Annotated in this window: 19 protein-coding genes; 3 read left to right on the top strand and 16 right to left on the bottom strand. The window is 41.7% G+C overall.

The features are described 5' to 3' along the window. Positions 1-215: 215 nt before the first annotated feature. Both AFM12_RS10650 and AFM12_RS10655 read left to right on the top strand, forming a co-directional pair. Positions 216-785 (top strand): 2'-5' RNA ligase family protein, encoded by a 570-nt coding sequence (locus AFM12_RS10650; protein ID WP_082391290.1) that lies wholly within the window; start codon positions 216-218, stop codon positions 783-785. Beyond that, a complete protein-coding gene (locus tag AFM12_RS10655; protein WP_310586867.1) occupies positions 786-3773 on the top strand; it encodes a DNA polymerase III subunit alpha in 2988 nt (995 codons plus the stop codon). Between the two features lie 3 nt (positions 3774-3776). Here AFM12_RS10655 and AFM12_RS10660 read toward each other — a convergent pair whose 3' ends face one another. From AFM12_RS10660 to AFM12_RS10675, 4 genes are all read right to left on the bottom strand, one after another. Then, positions 3777-5834, bottom strand: a complete 2058-nt coding sequence (locus tag AFM12_RS10660; protein WP_082391291.1) for a protein-disulfide reductase DsbD family protein — start codon at positions 5832-5834, stop codon at positions 3777-3779. Between the two features lie 168 nt (positions 5835-6002). Continuing rightward, positions 6003-6443 carry a peptidylprolyl isomerase gene (locus tag AFM12_RS10665; protein ID WP_055147991.1) on the bottom strand — a complete coding sequence of 147 codons (441 nt, stop codon included), beginning with the start codon at positions 6441-6443 and terminating at the stop codon, positions 6003-6005. 43 nt (positions 6444-6486) lie between these two features. Next, entirely contained in the window at positions 6487-8133 is a 1647-nt protein-coding gene (locus tag AFM12_RS10670; RefSeq protein ID WP_055147994.1) for an OmpA family protein, read from the bottom strand. Positions 8134-8247: 114 nt separating this feature from the next. Continuing rightward, positions 8248-8571, bottom strand: coding sequence for a DUF3467 domain-containing protein (locus tag AFM12_RS10675; RefSeq protein WP_055147997.1), 324 nt, complete (start codon positions 8569-8571; stop codon positions 8248-8250). Between the two features lie 278 nt (positions 8572-8849). Between AFM12_RS10675 and fusA the strand changes: the two genes are divergently transcribed. Further along, positions 8850-10955, top strand: coding sequence for an elongation factor G (gene fusA, locus AFM12_RS10680; protein ID WP_055148000.1), 2106 nt, complete (start codon positions 8850-8852; stop codon positions 10953-10955). A 53-nt stretch (positions 10956-11008) separates the two neighbouring features. Here the strand turns inward: fusA and dinB are convergent, their stop codons facing one another. From dinB to AFM12_RS10740, 12 genes are all read right to left on the bottom strand, one after another. Continuing rightward, positions 11009-12223, bottom strand: coding sequence for a DNA polymerase IV (gene dinB / locus AFM12_RS10685; RefSeq protein WP_055148003.1), 1215 nt, complete (start codon positions 12221-12223; stop codon positions 11009-11011). Between the two features lie 191 nt (positions 12224-12414). Continuing rightward, positions 12415-13737, bottom strand: coding sequence for a cell division protein FtsZ (gene ftsZ / locus AFM12_RS10690; RefSeq protein WP_055148006.1), 1323 nt, complete (start codon positions 13735-13737; stop codon positions 12415-12417). Positions 13738-13775: 38 nt separating this feature from the next. After that, positions 13776-15128 (bottom strand): cell division protein FtsA, encoded by a 1353-nt coding sequence (locus AFM12_RS10695; RefSeq protein WP_055148009.1) that lies wholly within the window; start codon positions 15126-15128, stop codon positions 13776-13778. Between the two features lie 35 nt (positions 15129-15163). Next, the gene (locus tag AFM12_RS10700) at positions 15164-15922 is read right to left on the bottom strand and encodes a cell division protein FtsQ/DivIB (RefSeq protein WP_055148012.1); all 759 of its coding nucleotides are present in this window, start codon (positions 15920-15922) and stop codon (positions 15164-15166) included. Positions 15923-15924: 2 nt separating this feature from the next. After that, a complete protein-coding gene (locus tag AFM12_RS10705; protein ID WP_055148015.1) occupies positions 15925-16701 on the bottom strand; it encodes a GNAT family N-acetyltransferase in 777 nt (258 codons plus the stop codon). Beyond that, complete coding sequence (murG, locus tag AFM12_RS10710) at positions 16698-17804, bottom strand: undecaprenyldiphospho-muramoylpentapeptide beta-N-acetylglucosaminyltransferase (protein WP_055148018.1); 1107 nt, start codon at positions 17802-17804, stop codon at positions 16698-16700. The genes AFM12_RS10705 and murG overlap by 4 nt, the downstream gene beginning before the upstream one ends. Beyond that, positions 17801-18988 carry an FtsW/RodA/SpoVE family cell cycle protein gene (locus AFM12_RS10715; RefSeq protein ID WP_055148021.1) on the bottom strand — a complete coding sequence of 396 codons (1188 nt, stop codon included), beginning with the start codon at positions 18986-18988 and terminating at the stop codon, positions 17801-17803. The genes murG and AFM12_RS10715 overlap by 4 nt, the downstream gene beginning before the upstream one ends. Positions 18989-19180: 192 nt before the next feature. After that, positions 19181-19588: a large conductance mechanosensitive channel protein MscL gene (gene mscL / locus AFM12_RS10720; RefSeq protein ID WP_055148024.1), complete on the bottom strand. Its 408-nt coding sequence runs from the start codon at positions 19586-19588 to the stop codon at positions 19181-19183. A 33-nt stretch (positions 19589-19621) separates the two neighbouring features. Next, on the bottom strand, positions 19622-20491 hold the full coding sequence (locus tag AFM12_RS10725) for a DUF3078 domain-containing protein (protein ID WP_157687362.1): 870 nt from the start codon (positions 20489-20491) through the stop codon (positions 19622-19624). 54 nt (positions 20492-20545) lie between these two features. Next, positions 20546-21376, bottom strand: coding sequence for a mechanosensitive ion channel family protein (locus AFM12_RS10730; protein WP_055148030.1), 831 nt, complete (start codon positions 21374-21376; stop codon positions 20546-20548). After that, entirely contained in the window at positions 21369-21572 is a 204-nt protein-coding gene (locus tag AFM12_RS10735) for a hypothetical protein (protein ID WP_055148033.1), read from the bottom strand. The genes AFM12_RS10730 and AFM12_RS10735 overlap by 8 nt, the downstream gene beginning before the upstream one ends. Then, a complete protein-coding gene (locus tag AFM12_RS10740; RefSeq protein ID WP_055148036.1) occupies positions 21572-22174 on the bottom strand; it encodes an RNA polymerase sigma factor in 603 nt (200 codons plus the stop codon). The genes AFM12_RS10735 and AFM12_RS10740 overlap by 1 nt, the downstream gene beginning before the upstream one ends. Positions 22175-22348: the final 174 nt, after the last annotated feature.

Genomic DNA, 22348 nt, shown 5'->3' on the forward strand with positions numbered 1-22348 from the left:
GTTGAGGTCTTTTTGCGTTTAAAGGCTTTTGAAGTTAAAAAATGGCACTATTCGTCGCACCCTGCAAAAGGCTTTTCGCTTGATAATTTAAATTTTCTACTCGTTGAATGCTAGAAAGTTGTTGTTGGTAATATCCACTAATGCACTAAAAATTAGCATTTTTTGCAATAAAAATTACCTATCCTTAAATTCATAGCTCACAAAATGATGAGCATATGAAAGAACAATTAAAACTTTTTCGGGAGGAAAGAATTCGGAGGCTATTGATTCTTTTTTCTCTTCCCAAAGCATTAAGCACAGATATCTCAAAAATTAAGAAGGAGGTATTTAATAGAATGGGACCCTATATTTATTATGACTCTACCCCTCATATAACGATTTGCAAACTTCAGGTAACTGACAGCAGAATGCCTAAGATTATTGATAATCTTACTAATTGTCTTAGTCGTTTTTCATCGTTCAATATTGAGCTAAGTGGCTTCTCAACTTTTGCTGAAAGCCTTACGTTTTACGCAGAAATAGGGAATCCGGAAACCTTCAAGCCGATCTTGAATGAGATTAAGCTGTTTAAATGTAGCGAGGGTTTAAGCGATAGTCTATCGATAACAGATATCCCACATGCTACTATAGGTAGGTTTAGGTCTTCATATGAGTTAGGTCAATTATGGTCTGAGTATAATAACAAAGGTTATAGGTCTGAAGGCATTCTGGAGTGTGTTAAAGTTCTGGAGTGGGAAGGAATGGGGTACTCGCATGTCAACACGATTAAATTGAGGTCCTGCTAGGTGTTGTTTCTCAATTGCCACTCCTATTTCAGTTTGCGATATGGTACTTTCTCAGAGAAGGAGTTACTGGTACTGGGGAAGAAGCATGGACAACTAGTACTAGCCCTGACTGATATCAATAACACTTCAGCCTGTATGTCGTTTGTCAGACAGGCTCCAAAGTATGGTATCCGGCCGGTAGTTGGCATTGACTTCCGGAATGGGGCGAAACAGCTTTTCGTGGCTCTGGCTCAGAACAATGAGGGTTTTGAGGAGATGAATGAGTACCTCACTTTGCACAGTACAGAGAAGAAGGAGCTTCCGCCTTTGGCACCTGACTTTCAAAATGCATTCATTGTCTATCCTCTGCGTCAGGTGCAGGAGATGGGAAAAACTGATTTTCGGGAAAACGAATTCATTGGAATTGACCTTCCAGACCTGAAATACCTGCATCGCTCAGCTTGGTTTGATCGCCTGCACCGGATGGTCTTTCTTCACCCTGTCAGTTTCAGGCATCAGCTTGATTTCAATATCCACCGGCTTTTAAGGGCGATTGACAATAATGAATTACTAAGTCGACTTCCGCTGTCAGAAGTGGGTAGCCCTGAAGAAAAGTTTTTAGAGCCTGCTGAGGTTGAGAATGCTTTTGAGGAATATCCAGAAATTTTGAATCGTACAAAGGAACTGCTGGAGCGTTGTTGCATTCATTTTGACTTCAGTGAAAATCGGCCTCATCAAAATCTATTGAGCTATTTTGGTGACCGTAAAAAAGATAAAGAACTGATTCGAAAGCTCTGTAAAGAGGGTCTTACGAAAAGGTACGAGCAGGTTACTGATAAGATCTTACAACGGGTAGAGAAAGAGTTGGAGATTATTGAGAGTAAAGACTATATCGCCTTTTTTTTGGTCAACTGGGACATTGTGACCTACGCCAAAAGTAAGGGCTATTATCATGTGGGCCGTGGTAGTGGAGCCAATAGTATTGTTGCTTATTTGCTTGGTATCACGGATGTTGACCCCATAGAGCTTGACTTATATTTTGAGCGGTTCATGAACCTCTACCGGGCTAACCCGCCAGATTTTGACATTGATTTTTCATCCCGTGATCGTGATGACGTTACCCGGCATATTTTTGACCGTTTCGGTAAGCAAAACAGAGTTGCTTTATTAGCTACGTATAATACCTTTCAATATAGTGGAGCTGTGCGTGAGCTGGGGAAGGTATTTGGTTTACCCAAAAGTGAAATTGATGCTCTTAGTAATCTTAAGAAACCTGAAAAGAGTAGGGATCATATCCAGAAACTGATTTTCAAATATGCTGAACTGCTGATTGGCCGGCCAAATCAACTGAGTGTTCACTCCAGCGGTATCATCATTTCTGAGAAACCGTTATATTATTTTTCGGCGATGGATCTGCCACCGAAGGGCTTTTCCACGGTACAGTTTGATATGGAAATAGCCGAGGATGTCGGACTCTTTAAATACGATATTCTGGGGCAACGGGGGCTGGGAAAGATCAAAGACAGCTTGGGTATTATTCGGGAAAATAGGCCTGAATTGCCCCTAATTGATATTCATGATGTCAAAACATTTTTCAAAGACCCCAAGATCAATCAGCAAATCAGTGAAGCTCAGTGCATCGGATGTTTTTATGTGGAGTCGCCCGCTATGCGGATGTTGCTTCGTAAGCTGAGGGTAGATAATTATCTGGGGTTGGTGGCAGCCAGCTCTATCATCAGGCCGGGAGTGGCTAAAAGTGGTATGATGCGGGAGTATATTCTCAGGCACCGCGATCCTCAACGAACCAAAGAACGAGCTCATAAAGTTATGCTGGATATTATGCCGGAAACCTACGGGGTCATGGTGTATCAGGAAGATGTGATCAAAGTGGCCCATTATTTTGCCGGACTTTCGCTTGGCGAGGCAGATCAGTTACGTCGGGGAATGAGTGGTAAATACCGATCAAGGGAAGAGTTTGCTAAAGTCAAACAGAAGTTTATTGATAATTGCCGGCAGAAGGGTATTGAGGAGAGCATGATTCATGAGGTATGGGCTCAGACAGAAAGCTTTGCCGGGTATGCTTTTGCCAAAGGGCACTCGGCTTCTTATGCTGTGGAGAGCTACCAGAGTCTGTACCTGAAAACGTATTTTCCTTTGGAGTACATGGTCGCTGTTTTGAATAATGGCGGGGGGTTTTACAGGGTGGAAACCTATATACATGAAGCCCGAATGATGGGGGGAGTCATTCATGTACCACATCTGAATATCAGCCGACAGGAAACAATCATCAGAGGAAATCATATTTATCTGGGCTTTCAGCATCTCCATGGGCTAGATACCAATATAATGAATGCTATTGTGAAAGAACGGCAGCAAAACGGCGATTATAAAAGTCTGGAAGATTTTCTGGAGCGGGTTACTATCGGGCCGGATCAGATTGAGATTTTACTCCGCATTGGCAGTTTTGATTTTACTGGTGTTAACAAACGGGAACTGCTTTGGAAAGCCCTGTATAAATTGAACCGTGAGCCCGTTCGATCTATTCAGAATCCTCTGTTTAAGGTTAAAACCAAACAGTTTGACCTGCCCCGTATGGCTTCCTCAAAGATGGAAGATACGTTTGATCAGATCGAGCTACTTGGTTTTCCGCTTTGTGATCCTTTTGAGTTGATTCAACAAGAGACTGAAAACGTATACACTGCAGCAGATATGCTTACTTTTATCAACCAGACAATGACAATCTACGGCTATTTGGTCACAACCAAAAATACCAAAACGTCACAGGGTTCATCCATGCAATTTGGAACATTTCTGGATCGTACGGGTCACTGGATTGACACAGTTCATTTCCCTCCGGTGGTAAAACGGTTTCCGTTCAGGGGTAAAGGCGTTTATAAACTTACCGGCAATGTGGTTGCTGAGTTTGATTTTCTATGTCTTGAGGTTAGCGAAATGCGTAAGCTGGATTACCTGCCTGATGCCCGTTATCAGGTTGAAGAAACAATTTAAAGTCTACTGAAAAAGGTTTTTGCCTTTGTCAAGAAACTCAACGAACTCTTCCTCAGAGCTATAGCCGATGGGTTCAAGAAGGGGATTGCCTTCAGAGTCAACTACCGCATAATAGGGTTGGGCATTATTATTAAATTTGGTAATCTCCAGGTCCATATTTTTCCCTCCAACGGTTGTTTTTTTCTCGTTATCATAAGACGAGATGTAATGCTTTTCAACGGGTAAAGTAGCTTTATCGTCCACATAAAGCGAAGCTATGACAAAATCTTCGGAGAGCCTTTTCAAGACTTCCTCCTTTGGCCAAACAAATTCCTCCATTTTTCGGCAATTCGCACAAGCATAACCAGTGAAATCAATCAAAACAGGTTTTCCTACTTCTTCTGAATAAGCCAGAGCATCATCGTAATCTTTAAAACCCTGTAAGCCATGAGGCAAAGCTTTCATTTTTTCATGTGCCAGAGGTTTGATAGTTGCACTCACCTCTGAAGTAGGCATAGGAGGCAGTATACCGGAAAGCAGAGGCAATGATTTATTAGCCACTCCCGGTACCATATACGCTGCAAATGCGAAGAAAATAACAGAGTAGACAATACGAGCCAGACTGAATTTCTCAACACGGTTATCCTTTGGTAAGCGTAGAAAGCCCAGAATGTAAAGACCAATAAGCACCGCAATCACTACCCATATCAGTATAAAAATATTACGGTGGATCAGGTTCCAATGATAGGCCAGATCAATATTGCTTAAAAACTTTAATGCCAAACCAAACTCCAGGAAGCCAAAAACGGCTTTCAGTTCATTCAACCATCCGCCAGATTTCGGAAGATTTTTCAACCATTGTGGAAACATTGCCAGCGAGGTGAATACTGCTGCGAAAGGCAGGCCAAAAGCCAGCATTCCGTACAACGGTCTCAGCACCTCTCCCTGAGCGGAAAGGATAAGCAAAGAGCCCACAAAAGGTACAGTACAGGAGAAAGAAACCACCACCAAAGTAAGGGCCATGAAGAATATACCAATGATTCCACCACGGTCAGACATCCGGTCGATTTTATTTACCGCCTCATGTGGAAGCACAATTTCAAATGCACCCAAAAGAGAGATGCCGAAAAGAATAAAGATGATAAAGAAGATCAGATTTGGAATCCAGTGCGTACTAATGAAGTTAAGAAACGGAGCTCCGAAAGCCATAGTCACCAGACCCATCACAGCAAAAATGGCCATAATGCTGAGACCGTAGAAAAAAGCCTTTGATTTACCGTTTTCCTGTTTGGTGAAAAAGCTCACCGTCATTGGCATTATAGGATAGATACAAGGCATGAAAATGCTCGCAAAGCCAGCTCCCAAAGCCAGCAAAAGAAATTTCCATAAACTCGTGACTTCCTCCTCTTTTTGAACAGGTAAGTCTGAGTTTATCACTTCGTCGTTTTCAGAGATTACAGCTTCATTATTAATGGCCTCCTCCATTGTCGGGAGCTTCGAAACGACATCTTCATCGGCTTCTTCAATCTCATCTTTAGAGGCTACAGCATCTTTTTGTTCTTCAACAGCCGACTTCTCGATTCCAGGTTTTGCCATTTCGGCAGCAGATGAAGCAATGCCTTTAACATTGAAAGAGAAGTCTTCTTTTCCGTTGACACAGCGACCATCTACATCGGTACAAGACTGAAAGGATATTTTACCATCAACTTTGGCCTCAGGTTTTAATATCTTCACTTTTTGCAAAAATTGACCTTTACCTGTGAAGTAAGTGATGTTTCCACCCCATAAGTCATCATATTTCTTTTTAGGGTGAACGGGCACAATACCCCCGACGAGTTTATAAGAGCTATTAGGAATAAAACTCACTTCAGTAACGATTGGCCCCAGATCAGGGTCAAAATCAGAAGAGTATAAATACCAGTCTTTTTGAATTGTAGCGTTAAACTGAAGTTCAATAATCTCCCCAACTTTTACTTCCTTTTTTGCCGGTTGAAACTTCCAGGTTGTAGGTTGTAAAATCTGGGCAAGGGAAACCTTGGAGATCAGAAGCAGCAGGATGATTAGCTTATACGATTTGCTCATATCTTATTTGGAAAACGTGGTATGTCTTATACAAACATCAAAGAGACACAAATAATTATCTCAACATTGCAAAAATATCAATTTGCTTGCCAAAGCTCGGTGACTCACTACACAATACGAAAAAAGGGAGACAAACGCCTCCCTTTCATTGAGTTAGATAGAGTTTTTTTAAGCCTCTTCCAGAATTTCAATCTTTTGAATGACGTCACCCTGTCTGATATCATCAATCACATCCAGGCCATCAACCACCTTGCCGAAGCAGGTGTGGTTACGATCAAGGTGAGCTGTATTATTCCGGCTATGGCAAATGAAAAACTGGCTGCCACCGGTATCTCTGCCACGGTGGGCCATTGATAAAACACCTCTGTCGTGGTATTGGTTATCGCCATCAAGCTCACATGGAATAGTGTACCCGGGGCCACCACCGCCCGTACCAGAAGGGTCACCACCCTGAATCACGAAATCAGGAATTACACGGTGGAAAGTCACACCGTCATAATAGCCTTCTTTTGATAACTTAATGAAGTTTTCAACTGCCAGCGGGGCGTCATTGTCATAGAATTCTATGAGCATAGTGCCCTTGTCAGTTATCATTTTTGCTTTACTCATTGATTGCAGTTTTCTATTAGGGCCGCAAATTAAGAAAACCGATCTAGTTTTTCGTTATCACAAACTCCACTCTACGGTTTTTCGCCTGTCCTTCCGTAGTTTCGTTCGAGGCTACCGGTCGGGTTTCACCAAGACCAACACTTGTTACCCGTTGCATTGGAACTCCCTTGCCGGTAAGGTAATTGCGAACGGCATCAGCTCTTTGTTGAGAAAGTCTGAGGTTGACCTCGGCAGTACCCACATTATCAGTATGTCCTTGTACCTCAATGGCCATATTACGATTCTTCATCAGAACATCGGCAAGTCTGTTCAGCTCAAGGAAAGATTCTTCCTCCAGCTCTGCACTGGCAAATTTGAAGAAGATATTACTCAAAGTCACGGAAACTCCGGTTTGAATCGGAGCAAGCTCCAGATCTTCCCCCTTAATTTCTTTAAAATCTCCAGCTTGTGTCAGGTCAATAGTTTTGCCAATGGCAATAAAATCATTGGCCTCTGCTCTGATGGTATATCGTTGACCGTAAGGCAATACGATTTTATATTCACCAGTGGTTGGGTTTGTGTTGGCTACACCCACTTCTTCACCTGCCGGAAATGTCTCATATATGATTCTGGCTTCAATCGGCCTTTTCGTTTTGGTATCAATCACCTTTCCGCTAAGCATCACCACCGGGATGGCTGATGTAGCTGTGATTTCCTTCAATACCTCCTCTTCTGATTTCTCCTGATTGTTACTTTCATTTCCAGTGGTAGTTTCAGCTGTTTGAAGAGCGGCAACGCCCTCATCATCGCCCCCTAACTCGCGAAGTTTAAACCTAACGATATCGCCTTTGCCCACCGATTTATCCAGAGTACTCATGTAGGCGTATTCGCCCGAAGCGGTTATGGAGTAATGATAATCATCTTTTTCAGTGTTAATTTTTGAGCCCAGATTAATCGGCTTAGACCATTTTTTCCAGGACCTGTCTTCTCTTTTGGTTACCCAAATATCCACGCCTCCCTGTCCACCTTTTCGGTCTGAAGCGAAATATAGCGTGTAGTCATCTGAAGCAAGAAATGGAGTGGTTTCAGTATTCTTGGTATTAATATCTTCTCCAAGGCTTTCGGGTTTTGTCCAGTTTCCGTCTTTCTCTAAAAAACTGACGTATAGGTCGTCATTGACACCGTTTTTCTTCTCTGAGAATGAGAAGACCAGTGTTTTACCATTATTTGAAAGAAAAGCGGATAGAAACTGGCCTTTGGCCATGGTGTTCAATTTCGGGATGTCCAGTTTTTCAGGCTGAGTCCAGCCCGTACGGGTTTTAGTGCATTTTGAGATTCCTACCTCATCCCGGGATTTACGGCCGTTATGATAAACCCCTCTTATGAGTACCGTATTGCCATCAGGAGTGATGCTGAACAGGTCGTTAAATCTATCTTTATTAATGGTATTTGGCATTTTACGAGCTACCGACCACCGGCCATCTGATCGAAATTGAGAGTACCAGACGTCTATGCTCCCATCTTTACCGAAGTTATTTGAAGGGTGGCTTTCTCTTACGAAATACAAGATTTCACCATCGGGTGAAATTATCGGGTGCATTTCATGATATTCGGTGTTAATAGCGGAGCTTATCTGTTGTCTTTCCTGTGCCTGAAGGGCAAAAACAGAGCAGAAAAGAAGAACTGTAATTTTTCTCAAGGTGAATTTCATACGAAACTGAAACGAAAATTTAGACGCTGAAAGTATCTCTTTCAATATTTAAGCCAATTCACAAAATAATGGGAATCTTCGAGAAGCTCAGAGTCCTTTTGTAATTTTCGCCTGTTATGCTTCACCCATAGGGCCGCCAAAATTCATTGGGAAAGGCGTAGGCTCAGAATTTTCTCTGATATCGCCAAAGTTGTTTTCGTATTTTGAGATATTATCTTCTAAAGCCTGAAGTAGTCTTTTGGCATGCTCAGGTGTCAGGATTACTCTTGATTTAACTTTTGCCTTGGGTACACCCGGCATAAGTCTTATGAAGTCAAGAACAAATTCAGAATTGCTGTGAGCAATCATAGCAAGATTAGCGTAAACGCCCTCTGCTACTTCTTCTGAAAGTTCAATGTTGATTTGTTTATCGTCTATTTCAGCAGTTTTCTTTGCCATAATGGTCAGTACTTTAGTCTTGAGTTTAAACAAAATTAGGAAATGTTTTGGCTTAGGTTTGGCTGCTTTAAAGAATCTTATTCTAAGGTGTTATAGCCATTTTGTGGGCTTAAATCATAATCATTTGATTAAGTGCAGGTATAAGCATAAAATTTTGTAAAAAATTAATTACTTTTGCACCCCGAAAATCAATTGGTGACGTAAGCGTTTTTTTATGTCTCAAAGGTGTTGGTTTTCAAGGCCTTATTTAAGTCAAAAAAGTTTAAACAAATTAATAAATGGCTCGCGATTTAAAATTTACAAGAAACATTGGGATTGCCGCTCACATTGATGCCGGTAAAACCACCACTACAGAACGTATCCTCTATTATGGTGGTGTTAGCCACAAAATTGGAGAGGTACACGATGGTGCTGCTACCATGGACTGGATGGAGCAGGAGCAGGAGAGAGGTATCACTATTACTTCAGCTGCTACTACTCTGAAATGGAATTACAAGAACGATGAGTACCATATGAATATCATTGATACTCCTGGTCACGTGGATTTCACAGTGGAAGTAAACAGATCACTTCGTGTATTGGATGGTCTTGTTTTCTTGTTTTCTGCCGTAGATGGCGTGGAGCCTCAGTCTGAAACAAACTGGAGACTTGCAAACAATTATAACGTTGCCCGTCTTGGTTTTGTAAATAAGATGGACCGTCAGGGTGCTGACTTCCTGAATGTATGTAAGCAGGTGAAAGAGATGCTGGGCTCTAACGCAGTACCTCTTCAGTTGCCGATCGGTTCTGAAGATTCTTTCAAAGGAGTTGTTGACCTTGTATATAACAAAGGTATTGTCTGGAACGAGGAAGATATGGGTATGACTTTTACCGAAGTGCCTATTCCTGATGATATGGCTGATGAGGTAATGCAGTGGAGAGAGCAGCTTCTTGAGTCTGTGGCTTCTGTGGATGAATCGTTGATGGAGAAATTCTTCGAAGATCCGGATTCTATCTCTCCTGAAGAGATTATCGCGGCACTTCGTGTGGCTACTATTAACCTTGAGATTGTACCAATGCTTTGTGGTTCTGCCTTTAAGAACAAAGGTGTTCAGACAATGCTTGACTACGTAATGGAGCTTCTTCCTTCGCCACTTGACAGAAAGGCGATCAAAGGTACTGATCCTAACACAGGTGATCCTATTTTCAGAGAAGCAGACCCATCTCAGCCATTCTCTGCTTTGGCTTTTAAAATCGCAACTGACCCATTCGTAGGTCGTCTTTGCTTTATCCGTTCTTACTCAGGTATGTTGCCTTCTGGTTCATACGTATTGAATAACCGTTCTGGTAATAAAGAGCGTATCTCTCGTATTTTCCAGATGCACGCGAATAAGCAAAATCAGATTGACGCCCTTCATGCAGGTGATATCGGAGCCGTAGTTGGTTTTAAAGATATTAAAACCGGTGATACACTTTCTGACGAGAAGAACCCTATCGTTCTTGAATCAATGATTTTCCCTGATCCGGTAATTGGTTATGCTATTGAGCCTAAGAAAACAGCTGATCAGGATAAATTTGGTAACGCTATCGCAAAACTTATCGAGGAAGATCCGACCCTTCAGGTTGAATCTAACGAAGAAACTGGCCAAACCATCATCAGAGGTATGGGTGAGCTTCACCTTGATATCATCATTGACCGTATGCGTCGTGAGTTTAAGGTAGAGGTTAACCAAGGTGCTCCTCAGGTGGCTTACAAAGAGGCTCTTACTAAAGTGTTCTCTGGCCGTGAGGTTTATAAGAAGCAGTCTGGTGGTCGTGGTAAGTTTGCTGATATCGTTTTTGAAATCGGGCCACGTGATGAGCCTGAAGAAGGCAAAGAGCCAGAAACTGGTCTTCAGTTTGAAAACAAAATTGTGGGTGGTGCTATTCCTCGTGAATTCATCCCTTCAGTAGAAAAAGGTTTCAGAGAAGCAATGAAAACTGGTCCTTTGGCTGGTTATCCTGTAGACTCAATGAAAGTGAGCTTGAACCACGGTTCATTCCATGATGTCGATTCAGATTCATTCTCTTTTGAAATGGCGGCTCGTATGGCCTTCCGTAATGCTGGAAAAGAAGCTGGTGCAAGATTGATGGAGCCTATCATGGCTGTTGAGATTCTTACTCCTGATGAGTACACCGGTCCTATCACGGGTGATCTTAACCGTAGAAGAGGTTTGATGAAAGGTATGGATACCAAAGCTGGTTCTCAGGTAATTAAGGCTGATGTGCCTCTTTCTGAGCTATTCGGTTATGTAACCGACCTTAGAACAATTTCTTCTGGTAGAGCTACGGCTAACCTTACCTTCTCTCACTATGATTTTGTTCCTCAAAACTTAGCTGATGCGGTAATTAAGAAAGAAGCTTAATTATAAGTAGATATATAGGGAGAGCGGCTTCGAAAGAGGCCGCTCTTTTTGTTTTACCGGGTACGGTGTGCTAATAAAACGGGTGGTTCGCCATTAAAAGGGTTTCCCATACCACCGATCGATTTTGCTCCAAAAGTAGAGGCCCGCATTACGCTTCTGGGACCAAACTTATCTCTGATTTTATCCATGCCAATGTACAGGTGGGCTGTCTTTTCAATATCCTCAAAAATGCTTAGCTGATAACTACCATTAATAATCTCACTAAACTTTACCCCCACCAGACGAACCAGAAGACGTTTATTGTATAAACTCTCAAAAAGTTCAAGGACTTTCGGAATCATGATGTGATCTGCTGAAGAGTAGGCAATTCTTACTTGCTTTGAGTACGTATTAAAATCTGAATACCTGATTTTGACGCTGATACAGCCCGCAATTTTACCGGCTGACCGCAGTTGATAACTCAGTTGCTCGGCCATGGCCTCAATAGTGGTTTTCAGTTGGTTCACATCTGTGGTATCTTTTCCGAAAGTACGTTCATTGGAAATGGATTTACGCTCGTGAAACTCAATCACGGGGCTGTTATCAATGGCATTAGCTTTCTCCCAAAGTGTTTGTCCGTTTTTACCCAGTACTGAGCTCATCATTTCCATGGGCAGTTCCTGTACATTTCTTACCCATTTAATGCCCAGGTTACATAAAGTATGATAGGTTCGCTCGCCTACCATCGGGATTCGCTTTACGGCCAAAGGAGCCAGAAAAGGCTTTTCTGTACCCAGTTCCACGTTAATCTCATTATCTGGTTTGGCTTTTCCGGTTGCTATCTTAGAAACTGTTTTATTGATTGAAAGTCCTAAAGAAATAGGTAAGCCCGTTTCTTTTTTTACAGCCTGCCGTATCTCTGAGGCATATTTATAGCAGCCAAAGTGCCTGTCCATACCGGTGAGGTCTGCATAAAACTCATCGACACTAGCTTTTTCCAGAATGGGTACACGCTCTTTGATGATTTCTGTAACTACTCTGGATTCGTCAGCATATGCTCCGGCGTTTCCTTTGATGACGATAGCCTCAGGGCAAAGCATTCGGGCCATTTTCATTGACATGCCCGAGAAAATATTAAATCGCCGGGCCTCATAGCTGGCAGCAGATACCACACCGCGGTTTCCAGTGCCCCCAACCAGCACGGGTCTGTTCATTAAAATGCTGTTTTTTTTCCGTTCCACCGATATAAAAAAGGTGTCCAGATCCATGTGAAGAATCGTCCTGCTCATTGGTCATTTGATAGTATAGTTCTCTGCCCCAAAAGGCCTGCTCAGGCTTTCGGAGTTTTTCATCAAAGGTAGTTGAGAGACAAGGTCGGCTACAATATTTAGTGTTTATTGCTAATTATTTTAACAGAAAAAAGGAGCCCCATAAAATGAGACCCCTTTCAAGTACTAACTATGTTATTTTTTGAGGTGTTTTACACCTTATTGACTAATCTGTTTTCTTCGGGAATATCATCTATGTCACCGATCTCTATGCCGTACCGCATATAAGCCGGTGTGTTTTCAATATTCTCTTTCACACTGTCATCTTTCGCAAAGGTAACAGCAGTTTCACGGAGTTTTTCTTCAGCCTCAAAAAGACCAAACTGGTTTTCTTCGTAAGGTTTTGGCTTTTTCTTTTTGGCCGTGGCAGAATTTGGACTAGCTATCCCCGGCATATTAAATGAGGCAAAAGGGCTGTCTTCCTGAGTCTCAAACTCGTTTTCAGGAGTTGTTTCTTTCTTCGTTTTTTGATTTTCAGCACCAAAATCGGTGATACCTGCAGCCACAATGGTCACTCTGATTTTATCCTCAAGAGACGTATCAATAGAATAACCATGCTTTACAATTTTTGCTTTGGTTTTGATCTGACTCTCAATAAATTTCATGATCATCGCCTGATCACTCATCTTGATCTTATACTCCGGCTTTTCATTGGAGTATGAAATAGACACCAATAAACGCTTAGAGCCTTTAATACTGTTGCTATGCAATAAAGGTGATTTAAGAGCCTCTTCCACCGCAATTTTAGCTCTGTCAACACCAGAGGCTTCGGCTGAGCCCATCACGGCTTGTCCGGCATTTTTCAATACCGTTTTTACATCGGCGTAATCCAGATTGATAATACCTGGTCGGGTGATCAGTTCAGCAATGCTTTTGACGCCGTTGGCAAGAATCCCGTCGGCCCTTTCAAAAGCCTCCTGAATATCCATATCATGGAAAAGGTTTTCAAGGCGGTCATTTTTTACGATCAGAACGGTATCGCAGTATTCCTTCATCCGCTCTATACCTTCCATGGCCTGTTCAATTTTCTCAGAACCTTCCCAACTGAATGGGTCAGTGACTACGCCTACTGTCAGCATGTCCTTTTCCTTTGCTATCCTGGCAATAACAGGAGCGGCACCGGTTCCTGTACCACCGCCCATACCTGCGGTAATAAAGACCATTTCGGTCGGTGGTTGAAAAAGTTTATGAATTGCGTCTTCGCTTTCCAGAGCGGCTTCTTCGCCCACTTTTGGGATGGCACCAGCCCCAAGGCCCTTGGTAAGTTCAGCTCCAAGCTGGAGACGTGACATGCCAAGTGGCAAATCTTTAAGTACCTGAAGGTCTGTATTAGCGGCAACAATATCTACGTCAGCAATACCCATTTTGTGAAGTGTCTTAACGGCATTACCGCCGGCACCTCCAACACCTATCACCTTGATGATATTCGGCATTTCTGAGTCGAAATCGAGTTCATAATCCTGATCGTATAACATAGTCTTAAGGTTTAATTAGAAAAGCACTTATCTTAAAATTATTCGCCGTAGGCTCTTTTCAGTTCAGGGTCATCGAAAATATCGCGAAGTTTATTTACCAGGGGTAAACTTGAAAAAAAACCGAGAGACATCCTTCTTTTCACCGGTGCCGTCTGACCAAGTGGCATTCGCTCATCAGCGGGTTTAATTGATGCCAGCATGGTACCAATGGCTGTTGTATATTTCGGGTGAGCCAGCTCCAGTTTAGTATTGATGTCAATATTGACGGTTCCGTCTGCAATTCTTATCGCCAGTGGCGAAAAGGTCTTCTGGAAAGTCATTTTTGTCAATCCCAGTCGGGCAATCCCACCGGCCAGCATAATACCATTTGCTAGCAAACGTGCGTAGCCACTTTCAATAACGTCAGAGGCAATAAGTGCCGCAATTTCTTTGAGACGGCTTTCAATAACTATGGCCACAGCTTTCTGCAAAAACTGCCGTGTAGGCAAGCCGTTTTTGCCTTCAATTTCCAGCACCTCGTTGATCTCAATATCTTTACTTCTTTTCTCGCCGGAGGCTCTCATCAATCGCTCGGCCTGGGCTTCAGTGACGTTAAAGGCCTGTGAAATATCCTTAATAATGGCTTCAGAACCAATGCCGATAACACGGCTATATCGTAGCCCGAAATCTTTATAAATTGTAATTTCGGTGAGTTGTGAACCAATGTTTACCAGTAAGATACCCGCCTGTTTATCCTCGATTGTAATAGACGAAAGGGCATCTGCCACCCCATTATATACCAGTTGGTCTATGTGAACATTAAGGGTTTCTTTACTGCCTTCCACCATTTCATAGCTAACAGCATCAAAAGTCTGCATATGCTCTTCAACTTTACCTTTATCTACGTTGATGGCATTGAAAATACAGGTGAGTTTATTTCCGGTAGCTCCTTTAGGATACTTTCCAACTTTACTTTCATCAATGAAGAAATCTGTAGGCATGACGTGGAGAGTCTCTTTTGAGTTATCTCTTTTAAGTTGCTTTTTCAGATTTTGAGAAAGCTCATCCAGTTCATAATTTTTGACAACAAATTTATTTCCGTCGTTTGTCAGGTCCTGCTTAATACTCTTCAGGCTTATCTTTTCGCTTGAGAAGTTGGTGTTGGTCAGTACAATCTCCAGATTGGTTTTCTGCGACAACTCCTGTAGCACTCTTTCAATGGCATCGGTTACGTTGCCTTTGTTCTTAGCAGCACCTTTTGACATAGCTTCATAATCGGCATCGTACACCGTTTCGGCATAGTCAAGTATGGTAATCTTACCACCCGGATCAAGTTTGCCGGCTACTGCACATACTTTTGAGTTGCCAATATCAAGGCCGACGGAGTAGGTTGGTTCTTTGTTGTCTTTCATTTTTTTACGGATTTATCAGGATTCACACGTTTTATTTATTCGCAGACCACCTGGTTTTTATACTGCACTTTTACGGTGGAGAATTTATCCCAACCTTTTACAGGCATAATTTGCTGGTAGTATACTTTTAGTTTATTGAGTTTTGCTTCTATGTCGGTGGCAGAGCCAAATTCGATGATATGATCTCCCAGAACCGGTACAAATCTGATTTGCCCTTTACGGTCAATATCCATTTGAGCCATCTGAGCATTCCAGAAGTCATCGTTTTTGATAGTATGTACCAACTTCATAAGGTGTTCGTCTTCTGCACTAAGATTTGGTGCCGAATTGAAAAAACTACCCGTTAGTAGCAGTACACGCTCTGTATGTAGTTTTGAAAGAGGAAAATACCTGCCTTCTTTATCAATATACTGGTCTTTGCCATTTCCAGCAATCACCCTCGCATACGGAATAAATGGTTTGATTTTGATGTGGATATTACCCTGTAAATCACCAAAGGCTTCGCAATGTTCTACCTGCTTTATCTCGCTAACCCGTTTCTCCAAAGCGGCCAAATTTATATCGGCCAAAAGCATTCCTTTTAGTGGTTCGTTACCATTTTTGGTTACATATTTTTCAATATCCTCTTCCGAGATATAATATTGATCATTGTTATCAATGAGCTCAATTTCAATATTTTTACAACGCTTGACCCTTGCCTTATCATCTACAAAAGCGATAAGTGAAATCACCACGGCCAGACCTAGAAATGCCAGACCGTATTCTTTGATTTTGTTTGCTTTCAGATTTTTCATTGTTACAGGTCGTTAAGAAAGTTATTGGGTTCACCCATTGTCTTGAAGTGGTCAGCAGTTTTGGGGTCAAGATCAGTTTTGCAGAGTTCTTTCAGTTTTTTGGTATCGGTATTCCACTGAGTGCCGTCCCAGTATTCGAGGGCCTTGTGATCTCTGATTTTGTAAAGAGCTGCTGGTTTATAGGCTGTGCCCAGATAAACGTACTTCAACCCCTGACTCTTTGACCAATCAATAGCCTTCCACATCATGTATTTACCCAGCGAATGGGTTTTCATGTATTCGGTATCAAAAAAAGCAAACCAGTAGTGCAGCATGTCAGACCCAACGGCTGCGAGAATGTAACCCATCGTTTTCTCCTGATTGTAAAACTTCAGGATGTGAGTTCCAATACTGCTGGCCAGGATGTAATTCCAACGCTCCACACTCATATTTTCAGACCCAATTCGCTCTGCGATATAGCTTTCGCAAAAAGATTTGAAGTCGGGATCGTTTAGGTCAAAATCACTTTTCTCAATTACCTCCAGCTTTACATTTAGTGGTTCTATCTGTCTGCAAACTCTACGGTTTTCGGAGCTGTCGGTAAAGTTATCCAGATCCACTCTAAGGCTTCTGGCCAGGTAGAAAACTTCGCTTTCTAAACCCAGATTTCCCGTATAGGGCAAAAAGCCCTTGTCATAGATTGGTGACAGGTCTTCTCTACCCTCACGCTTCGCGTAAATGGCATACGAAAAGGTGTAGCTGCTGTAATCGACGGTATTTTCTGAGAAAAATATTTTCATTTCCCTATGATGTTTCTTACCTCTTTGACGATGTCCTGAGCCGCATTTGGCTTGGCAAACGCTTTTATATTTTGCTTTAAAGTTTTCTGTAATTGAGGGTTTTCAGCCAATTCAAGACACTGATCTATCAACTCATTATTTACCTCACTATCCTTTACCATGAGTGCAGCTTCTTTATTGACCAGGCTCAAAGCATTTTTTGTTTGATGATCCTCAGCTGCCGCCGGGAAAGGCACCAGAATAGCGGGTTTACCCGTGAGGCAAAGCTCAGATACTGACAAAGCTCCTGCTCTAGAGATCACTAAATCTGCCGCGGCGTAAGCTTTATCCATTTCATACACAAAATCAGAAATGTAGGTATCAGTGTATCCTGCTTCTTCAGCTGCTGCCTTTGCTTTTGGCAAGAAGCGTTTACCCGTTTGCCAGATTAGCTGAAGTCCATGGTTTTTGAGTTTGTCCAAACCTTTGGCTACACCCTTATTGATACTCAATGCCCCCTGGCTACCTCCAATAACCAAAATGGTTTTCTTATCTCTTGATAAACCAAAATGAGACAGGGCGGTCTCCTGATTTTCGTCAAGCTCAATAATGTCTTTCCTCACCGGATTACCGGTAAAAACGACTTTTTCCTCAGGAAAAAACCTTCCCATTTCAGGATATGCTACGCATATTTTTGAGGCTTTCCTTGCCAGATATTTATTGGTGATACCAGCGTAAGAGTTTTGCTCCTGCAGCAACGACTTTACCCCCAGCATATTGGCCATCAGTAATGTGGGTCCGCTGGCGTAACCACCTACACCTATAGCGATATCGGGCTTAAACTCTTTTACTGTTTTACGAGCCATTCCCAGACTTTTAAGAAGTTTGAGAGGAAAACCAATATTCGCAAGCATGTTTGAGCGGTTAATTCCGGCAATCGGGAGCCCAACAATTTCGTATCCTGCTTTTGGTACCTTCTCCATCTCCATTTTTCCTTGTGCACCCACAAAAAGAATATTGGCCTCAGGCAGCTGAGCTTTTATCTCATTTGCTATGGCTACAGCAGGATAAATATGCCCTCCTGTGCCACCTCCACTGATAATTACGTTTACCGGCTTACTCATCGTGCCTTATTGGACAGGGTTTCGAACTGTTGATTTTTTGATACTGAAAGCACAATACCGATAGCAATGAATGTGAACAAAATTGAAGTTCCACCTTTACTGATCAGTGGTAATGTTTGGCCGGTTACCGGACCAAGTCCTACATTGATGAACATATGGGCCAGTGCTTGAAAAACAATGCTGAGAGTAAGACCAATACTCAATAAACCACCAAAAGCCTGTGTAGTATTCGCAATATTCTTAAGCCCCCGGGCAAGCAGCCAAAGGTAAAGAAGCATAATAGCGACTCCACCGACTAAACCATACTCTTCAATGATGATAGCATAAATAAAATCAGAATAAGCCTCAGCCATTCGGTGCTTGATAGCACTTTTCCCCGGCCCTACGCCAAAAATACCACCGCGAGCTACCGCAGCGATGGCCTGATCTTGCTGCATACTTACACTACCGATTTTTCCGCCGATGAGGTCATTTCCGTCGAGATCTTTACCGATGAAAGATTCAGTGCGGTTGATGATAGTCTCTGTTCTACCGAAATTCTTATTGAAGACAATTTTAGTAAACAAACCTGCACTGAAAGCCAACACGAGACCTAATAGGACAGAACCCGTCAGTCGAAGTATGTATTTGCGAGGCACCCGCCCGATAATCATAATCATAAAGCAGGTAAGTCCCAGAATTACCGAAGTTGAGAAGCTGGATATCGCCAATAAAAAGCAGATAATACCACACCAGATAATGATAGGCCAAAGATGTTTAAACTTATCCATGGTATTTTGCTTTTTGGCCAACATAGCTGCCAGATTGGTAATCAAAACCAATCTGACCATATCTGAGGTCTGAAATGTAAAACCTAAAAGTGAAATCCAACGCTTGGCTCCTCCTACTTCGTAACCCATCAAGAGGGTGTAAAGAAGTAGTAGTGGTGACACCCAAAGAAGAACTTTGGCCACCGGGGCTATATTCAGAAAATTGAAACGATGAATGACGTAAGTAAGAAACAGTCCGGCCAGCACAAAAAATGCATGACGAAACATGATCATTTCGGATGTTCCTGAGCTTCTGTAAGCTAATGCTGAGATAGAGCTGTATACTGCCGCAATACCGAAGAAAGAAAGGAGAAATGTAATCAACCAAATCTGAGGGTCGCCCTGCAGATGGTCTTTGAGTTTAAAACCAGTCATCACACGTATTGTTATTAGGAAGCAATTGATGCTAAGCTACTTACTTATTGGTAAATATTTTAGCATATCCAAAAATACATGATCTAAGCCGGCTTCAAAACATATTTTTAAGAAAATTAGAAAGCGGTATATAAAAACAGGGAGATTCGTCAAGAACCTCCCTGTTTGAGTTGTATACGTAAGTATGAGCTGCTATTTCTTCAAAGCGTCTCTGATTTCAGTCAATAAATCAATCTCAGTCGGTCCTTTTGGAGCTTCTTCAACCACAGGCTCCGGCTTTTTGGTTTTATTATATGCCTTCACAATTGCAAATAGCACTAAGCCAACAGTAATCAAATTAATGATGGCATTAATCCATGCACCATACCGTATAGCATTTTCAGGTTTTTCAACAGTTCCGTCAGCTGCTACTACAGCCGGATCAAGCACAACTTTGAGGTCTGCGAAGTCCAAACCACCTGCAAAATGTCCCACAATCGGCATGGCAATGTCTGAAACAAATCCGTTAACAACCAGGCCAACAGCCCCAGCAAGAATAACCGCTACGGCAAGGTCTATGACATTGCCGGTCATAATGAACGCTTTAAATTCTTTAAACATAATATTGATAATTAAGGGTTTGAAAAAAAGGTTTTATAAAGCTAATGAGAAGCCGGCTGAAAGCCCCTGACTTATCTGGAATTTCTCGACCTGATCTGCGTCGTAAATTCCAATTAGTGAAAAGTTTACATTAAAATACTTCCCGATTTTCGAAGTGGCAATCAGGTTAATGTTATGATCAATAGGCTTGGTTTCAGGAGCATAAGCCAGGAACCCCTGATATCTCCATTTCAGGTTGAGGCTCTCTGTTAGGTTTTTATCAAAAGCCGCTACGGCTTGAAGACCCATTTCATTTAGCAGACTTTTTCCACGTTCCACACCATAAGAGCGGTCAATCCCTTCAACATCTTTGAATGTATTTTCAAAAACGGTTTCATTACCCACAAATGTCTGACGAATGGTAGCACCACCGAGCTGTACGACAAAATAGTCAATAGGCTTATACTCAACACCTACACCTTCTGAAAGAAATGCGGGAGCAAAGAGATTTGAAATCATATTACCACGGTCACCATTATTCTCAAAGTTATAACCTGCAGAGAATTGTGTGAGCAGATTAACACCGGCAAACCAATTAAGTTTAGGAGTAATTGAACTCGCATACTTTGATTCGGCAAAAAGGCGGTCAACACTCTTACGAAGATCAAGGCCTTTATTTCTTAAGAAACCGTACTGAAATTGGATATCGTTTGTCCAGACTCCCTTGCCTTTGTGCTTAACAGCAAGGTTGTTAAAGAGGAAGCCAAGAGCAAAATTATTTACGCCGCCACCTTGCCATGGGTCATTAAATGATGCTTGTGAAAAATTAACGGCCAGCTGTGTGTTTCTATCCCACCAGCCCACACGAAGGGAATCTTCGCGATTTTGAAGTACGACTTCCTGGGCGGAGACTTGATATGCCATCAGGCTGATAAAGAGAAAGGAAAACAAACGTTTCATAAATAAAAATTATCGGTTTTATGATTTGTGAATGATGATTTTTTCAGATTGTAATACTCTTAACGGAAACACGGTTTCGGTCTCATCACTTTTGAGAGTAATTGAGGTATTATCAACTTTTATAACTTCACCTTTTACCTCTTTAATTTCAAGAATTTGCCCCTCATTATAACGGTTTTTTGAATAAAAGGAGCTAATGATATTCAGTAGGATTTCTTTCGAGGCAAAGCCATAACCAATAGAGAAAGAGAGAATTATACCTGCAATAAGAATATTGAAACTACTTTCAAGCAAAGTAGTATTAATGCCGGCCTGACCCAATGCTGCAATGATCACAATAATGATCAGGAAAAAGAAAACGGCCATTCCTATCAACTTCCCGGAAGCGATATTGAAAGACTCACAAAGGCCTACAACAAACGACTTTACCGCATCAGCCAAAAGAAGACCAGCAAGTATCATAATGGCCGCAGAAATAACCTTAGGGATAAATTCTACCACCATAGCAAACATGTTAGAAATGGCCGGAACCCCCAGTGTATCTGCTGCTGTAATCAGGAAAAACAGGAAGATAAAGAAGTAGACGATTTTTGAGACGATCTTGCTGAGCTTGATATCAAGGTCAAACTTTTTAATGGCATCAATCTCATTGATTTTCTCACCAAGTTTATCTATTCCTAGTTTTGAGAAGATATTCTTGAGAACTGTACTCGCAATTTTGGCCGTGAGCCAGCCTACCAGAATTACGACTAATGCTCCGATAAAATTTGATGTAAACTCACTGAAATTTGTAATGAGGTTATCAAAAGTTCTGATTAAAATGTCTTTCAGGTTAGGTAGCTTATTCATTTGGAGTCAGGGGTTTACTTGGTTGTAGTTCTTCCAATAGTTTCATGCCTATGCGGAAAGGCTCTCCCATAAACATATTGGCCATGACCATGGTGTCTCTAATGATGTCAATTTCAGAAACCAATTGTTTTTTTACCCGATCTGATCGTTCAAAACGGTCATTGGGGTTTAAATCGAAAACATTGTCTTTTTCCATTATTTTCTAAATAAAAGTAATATTTTGAGTACAAAGAGACTGATAAGAATGACGTGCTCCAGATACAGTTTCTTCATTTTTTCTTTCGTTCTGAGTAACCTCATTTTGGTGGCACTTTCAGAGATTTGAAATGTTTGAGCAATCTCTTTAATGCTGAACTCATCCTGATATTTCATCAAAAGCATGGCTTTTTCATCAGGAGATATTTCTTCGAGGCTTTTCTGTAAGCCTTCTTTTTTCATACTCAGGAGCTCGTGATCTACGTTCTCTTCTACAAACTCCATAGGCTCCTCGAGGCTATCCTCCTGTAACCTCTTTTGTTTTCTCAACATATCCATACAGTAGTTATATGTTATGGAGTACAGCCAGGTAGAGAATCTTGCACTTTCTTTGAAGGTGCCTATTTTGGTAATCACCTTTAGGAAGATATCATGTGTAAAATCTTCGGCTTTAGCCTGATCTTTTACAAAGGATAAGCACTTGCGGTACACTTTTTCTGAGTACCGCTCATATAACTCTTCAAAATAGAGGTTTTTCTGTGAGGAAACGTATAGCCTCACAAGTTCTTCATCCTTCAAAGTTCCGGGTTCCTGGTTGTTCATTTAAGACAGGATTATGCATAAAAAGTAACACCACAGTTGAAAAAATATGGTATTTTTTTGGGGTAAAGATCAGAAAAAATATTTCCTAAGAGACAATTGGCCCATAAAATCGGTGATTTGTGATTTTTAAAATGAGCGAGCAGGTGAGAAACTTAAATGTAGGGAAAGTTTTAT

The sequence above is a fragment of the Jiulongibacter sediminis genome (assembly GCF_001306455.1).
Classification (GTDB): domain Bacteria; phylum Bacteroidota; class Bacteroidia; order Cytophagales; family Spirosomataceae; genus Jiulongibacter; species Jiulongibacter sediminis.

Bases quoted from the DNA above. Each gene is read 5' to 3' on its own strand.
- AFM12_RS10650 (WP_082391290.1), top strand. From the start codon at position 216: ATGAAAGAACAATTAAAACTTTTTCGGGAGGAAAGAATTCGGAGGCTA.
- AFM12_RS10660 (WP_082391291.1), bottom strand. From the start codon at position 5,834: ATGAGCAAATCGTATAAGCTAATCATCCTGCTGCTTCTGATCTCCAAG.
- AFM12_RS10665 (WP_055147991.1), bottom strand. From the start codon at position 6,443: ATGAGTAAAGCAAAAATGATAACTGACAAGGGCACTATGCTCATAGAA.
- AFM12_RS10670 (WP_055147994.1), bottom strand. From the start codon at position 8,133: ATGAAATTCACCTTGAGAAAAATTACAGTTCTTCTTTTCTGCTCTGTT.
- AFM12_RS10675 (WP_055147997.1), bottom strand. From the start codon at position 8,571: ATGGCAAAGAAAACTGCTGAAATAGACGATAAACAAATCAACATTGAA.
- fusA (WP_055148000.1), top strand. From the start codon at position 8,850: ATGGCTCGCGATTTAAAATTTACAAGAAACATTGGGATTGCCGCTCAC.
- dinB (WP_055148003.1), bottom strand. From the start codon at position 12,223: ATGAGCAGGACGATTCTTCACATGGATCTGGACACCTTTTTTATATCG.
- ftsZ (WP_055148006.1), bottom strand. From the start codon at position 13,737: ATGTTATACGATCAGGATTATGAACTCGATTTCGACTCAGAAATGCCG.
- AFM12_RS10695 (WP_055148009.1), bottom strand. From the start codon at position 15,128: ATGAAAGACAACAAAGAACCAACCTACTCCGTCGGCCTTGATATTGGC.
- AFM12_RS10700 (WP_055148012.1), bottom strand. From the start codon at position 15,922: ATGAAAAATCTGAAAGCAAACAAAATCAAAGAATACGGTCTGGCATTT.
- AFM12_RS10705 (WP_055148015.1), bottom strand. From the start codon at position 16,701: ATGAAAATATTTTTCTCAGAAAATACCGTCGATTACAGCAGCTACACC.
- murG (WP_055148018.1), bottom strand. From the start codon at position 17,804: ATGAGTAAGCCGGTAAACGTAATTATCAGTGGAGGTGGCACAGGAGGG.
- AFM12_RS10715 (WP_055148021.1), bottom strand. From the start codon at position 18,988: ATGACTGGTTTTAAACTCAAAGACCATCTGCAGGGCGACCCTCAGATT.
- mscL (WP_055148024.1), bottom strand. From the start codon at position 19,588: ATGTTTAAAGAATTTAAAGCGTTCATTATGACCGGCAATGTCATAGAC.
- AFM12_RS10725 (WP_157687362.1), bottom strand. From the start codon at position 20,491: ATGGCATATCAAGTCTCCGCCCAGGAAGTCGTACTTCAAAATCGCGAA.
- AFM12_RS10730 (WP_055148030.1), bottom strand. From the start codon at position 21,376: ATGAATAAGCTACCTAACCTGAAAGACATTTTAATCAGAACTTTTGAT.
- AFM12_RS10735 (WP_055148033.1), bottom strand. From the start codon at position 21,572: ATGGAAAAAGACAATGTTTTCGATTTAAACCCCAATGACCGTTTTGAA.
- AFM12_RS10740 (WP_055148036.1), bottom strand. From the start codon at position 22,174: ATGAACAACCAGGAACCCGGAACTTTGAAGGATGAAGAACTTGTGAGG.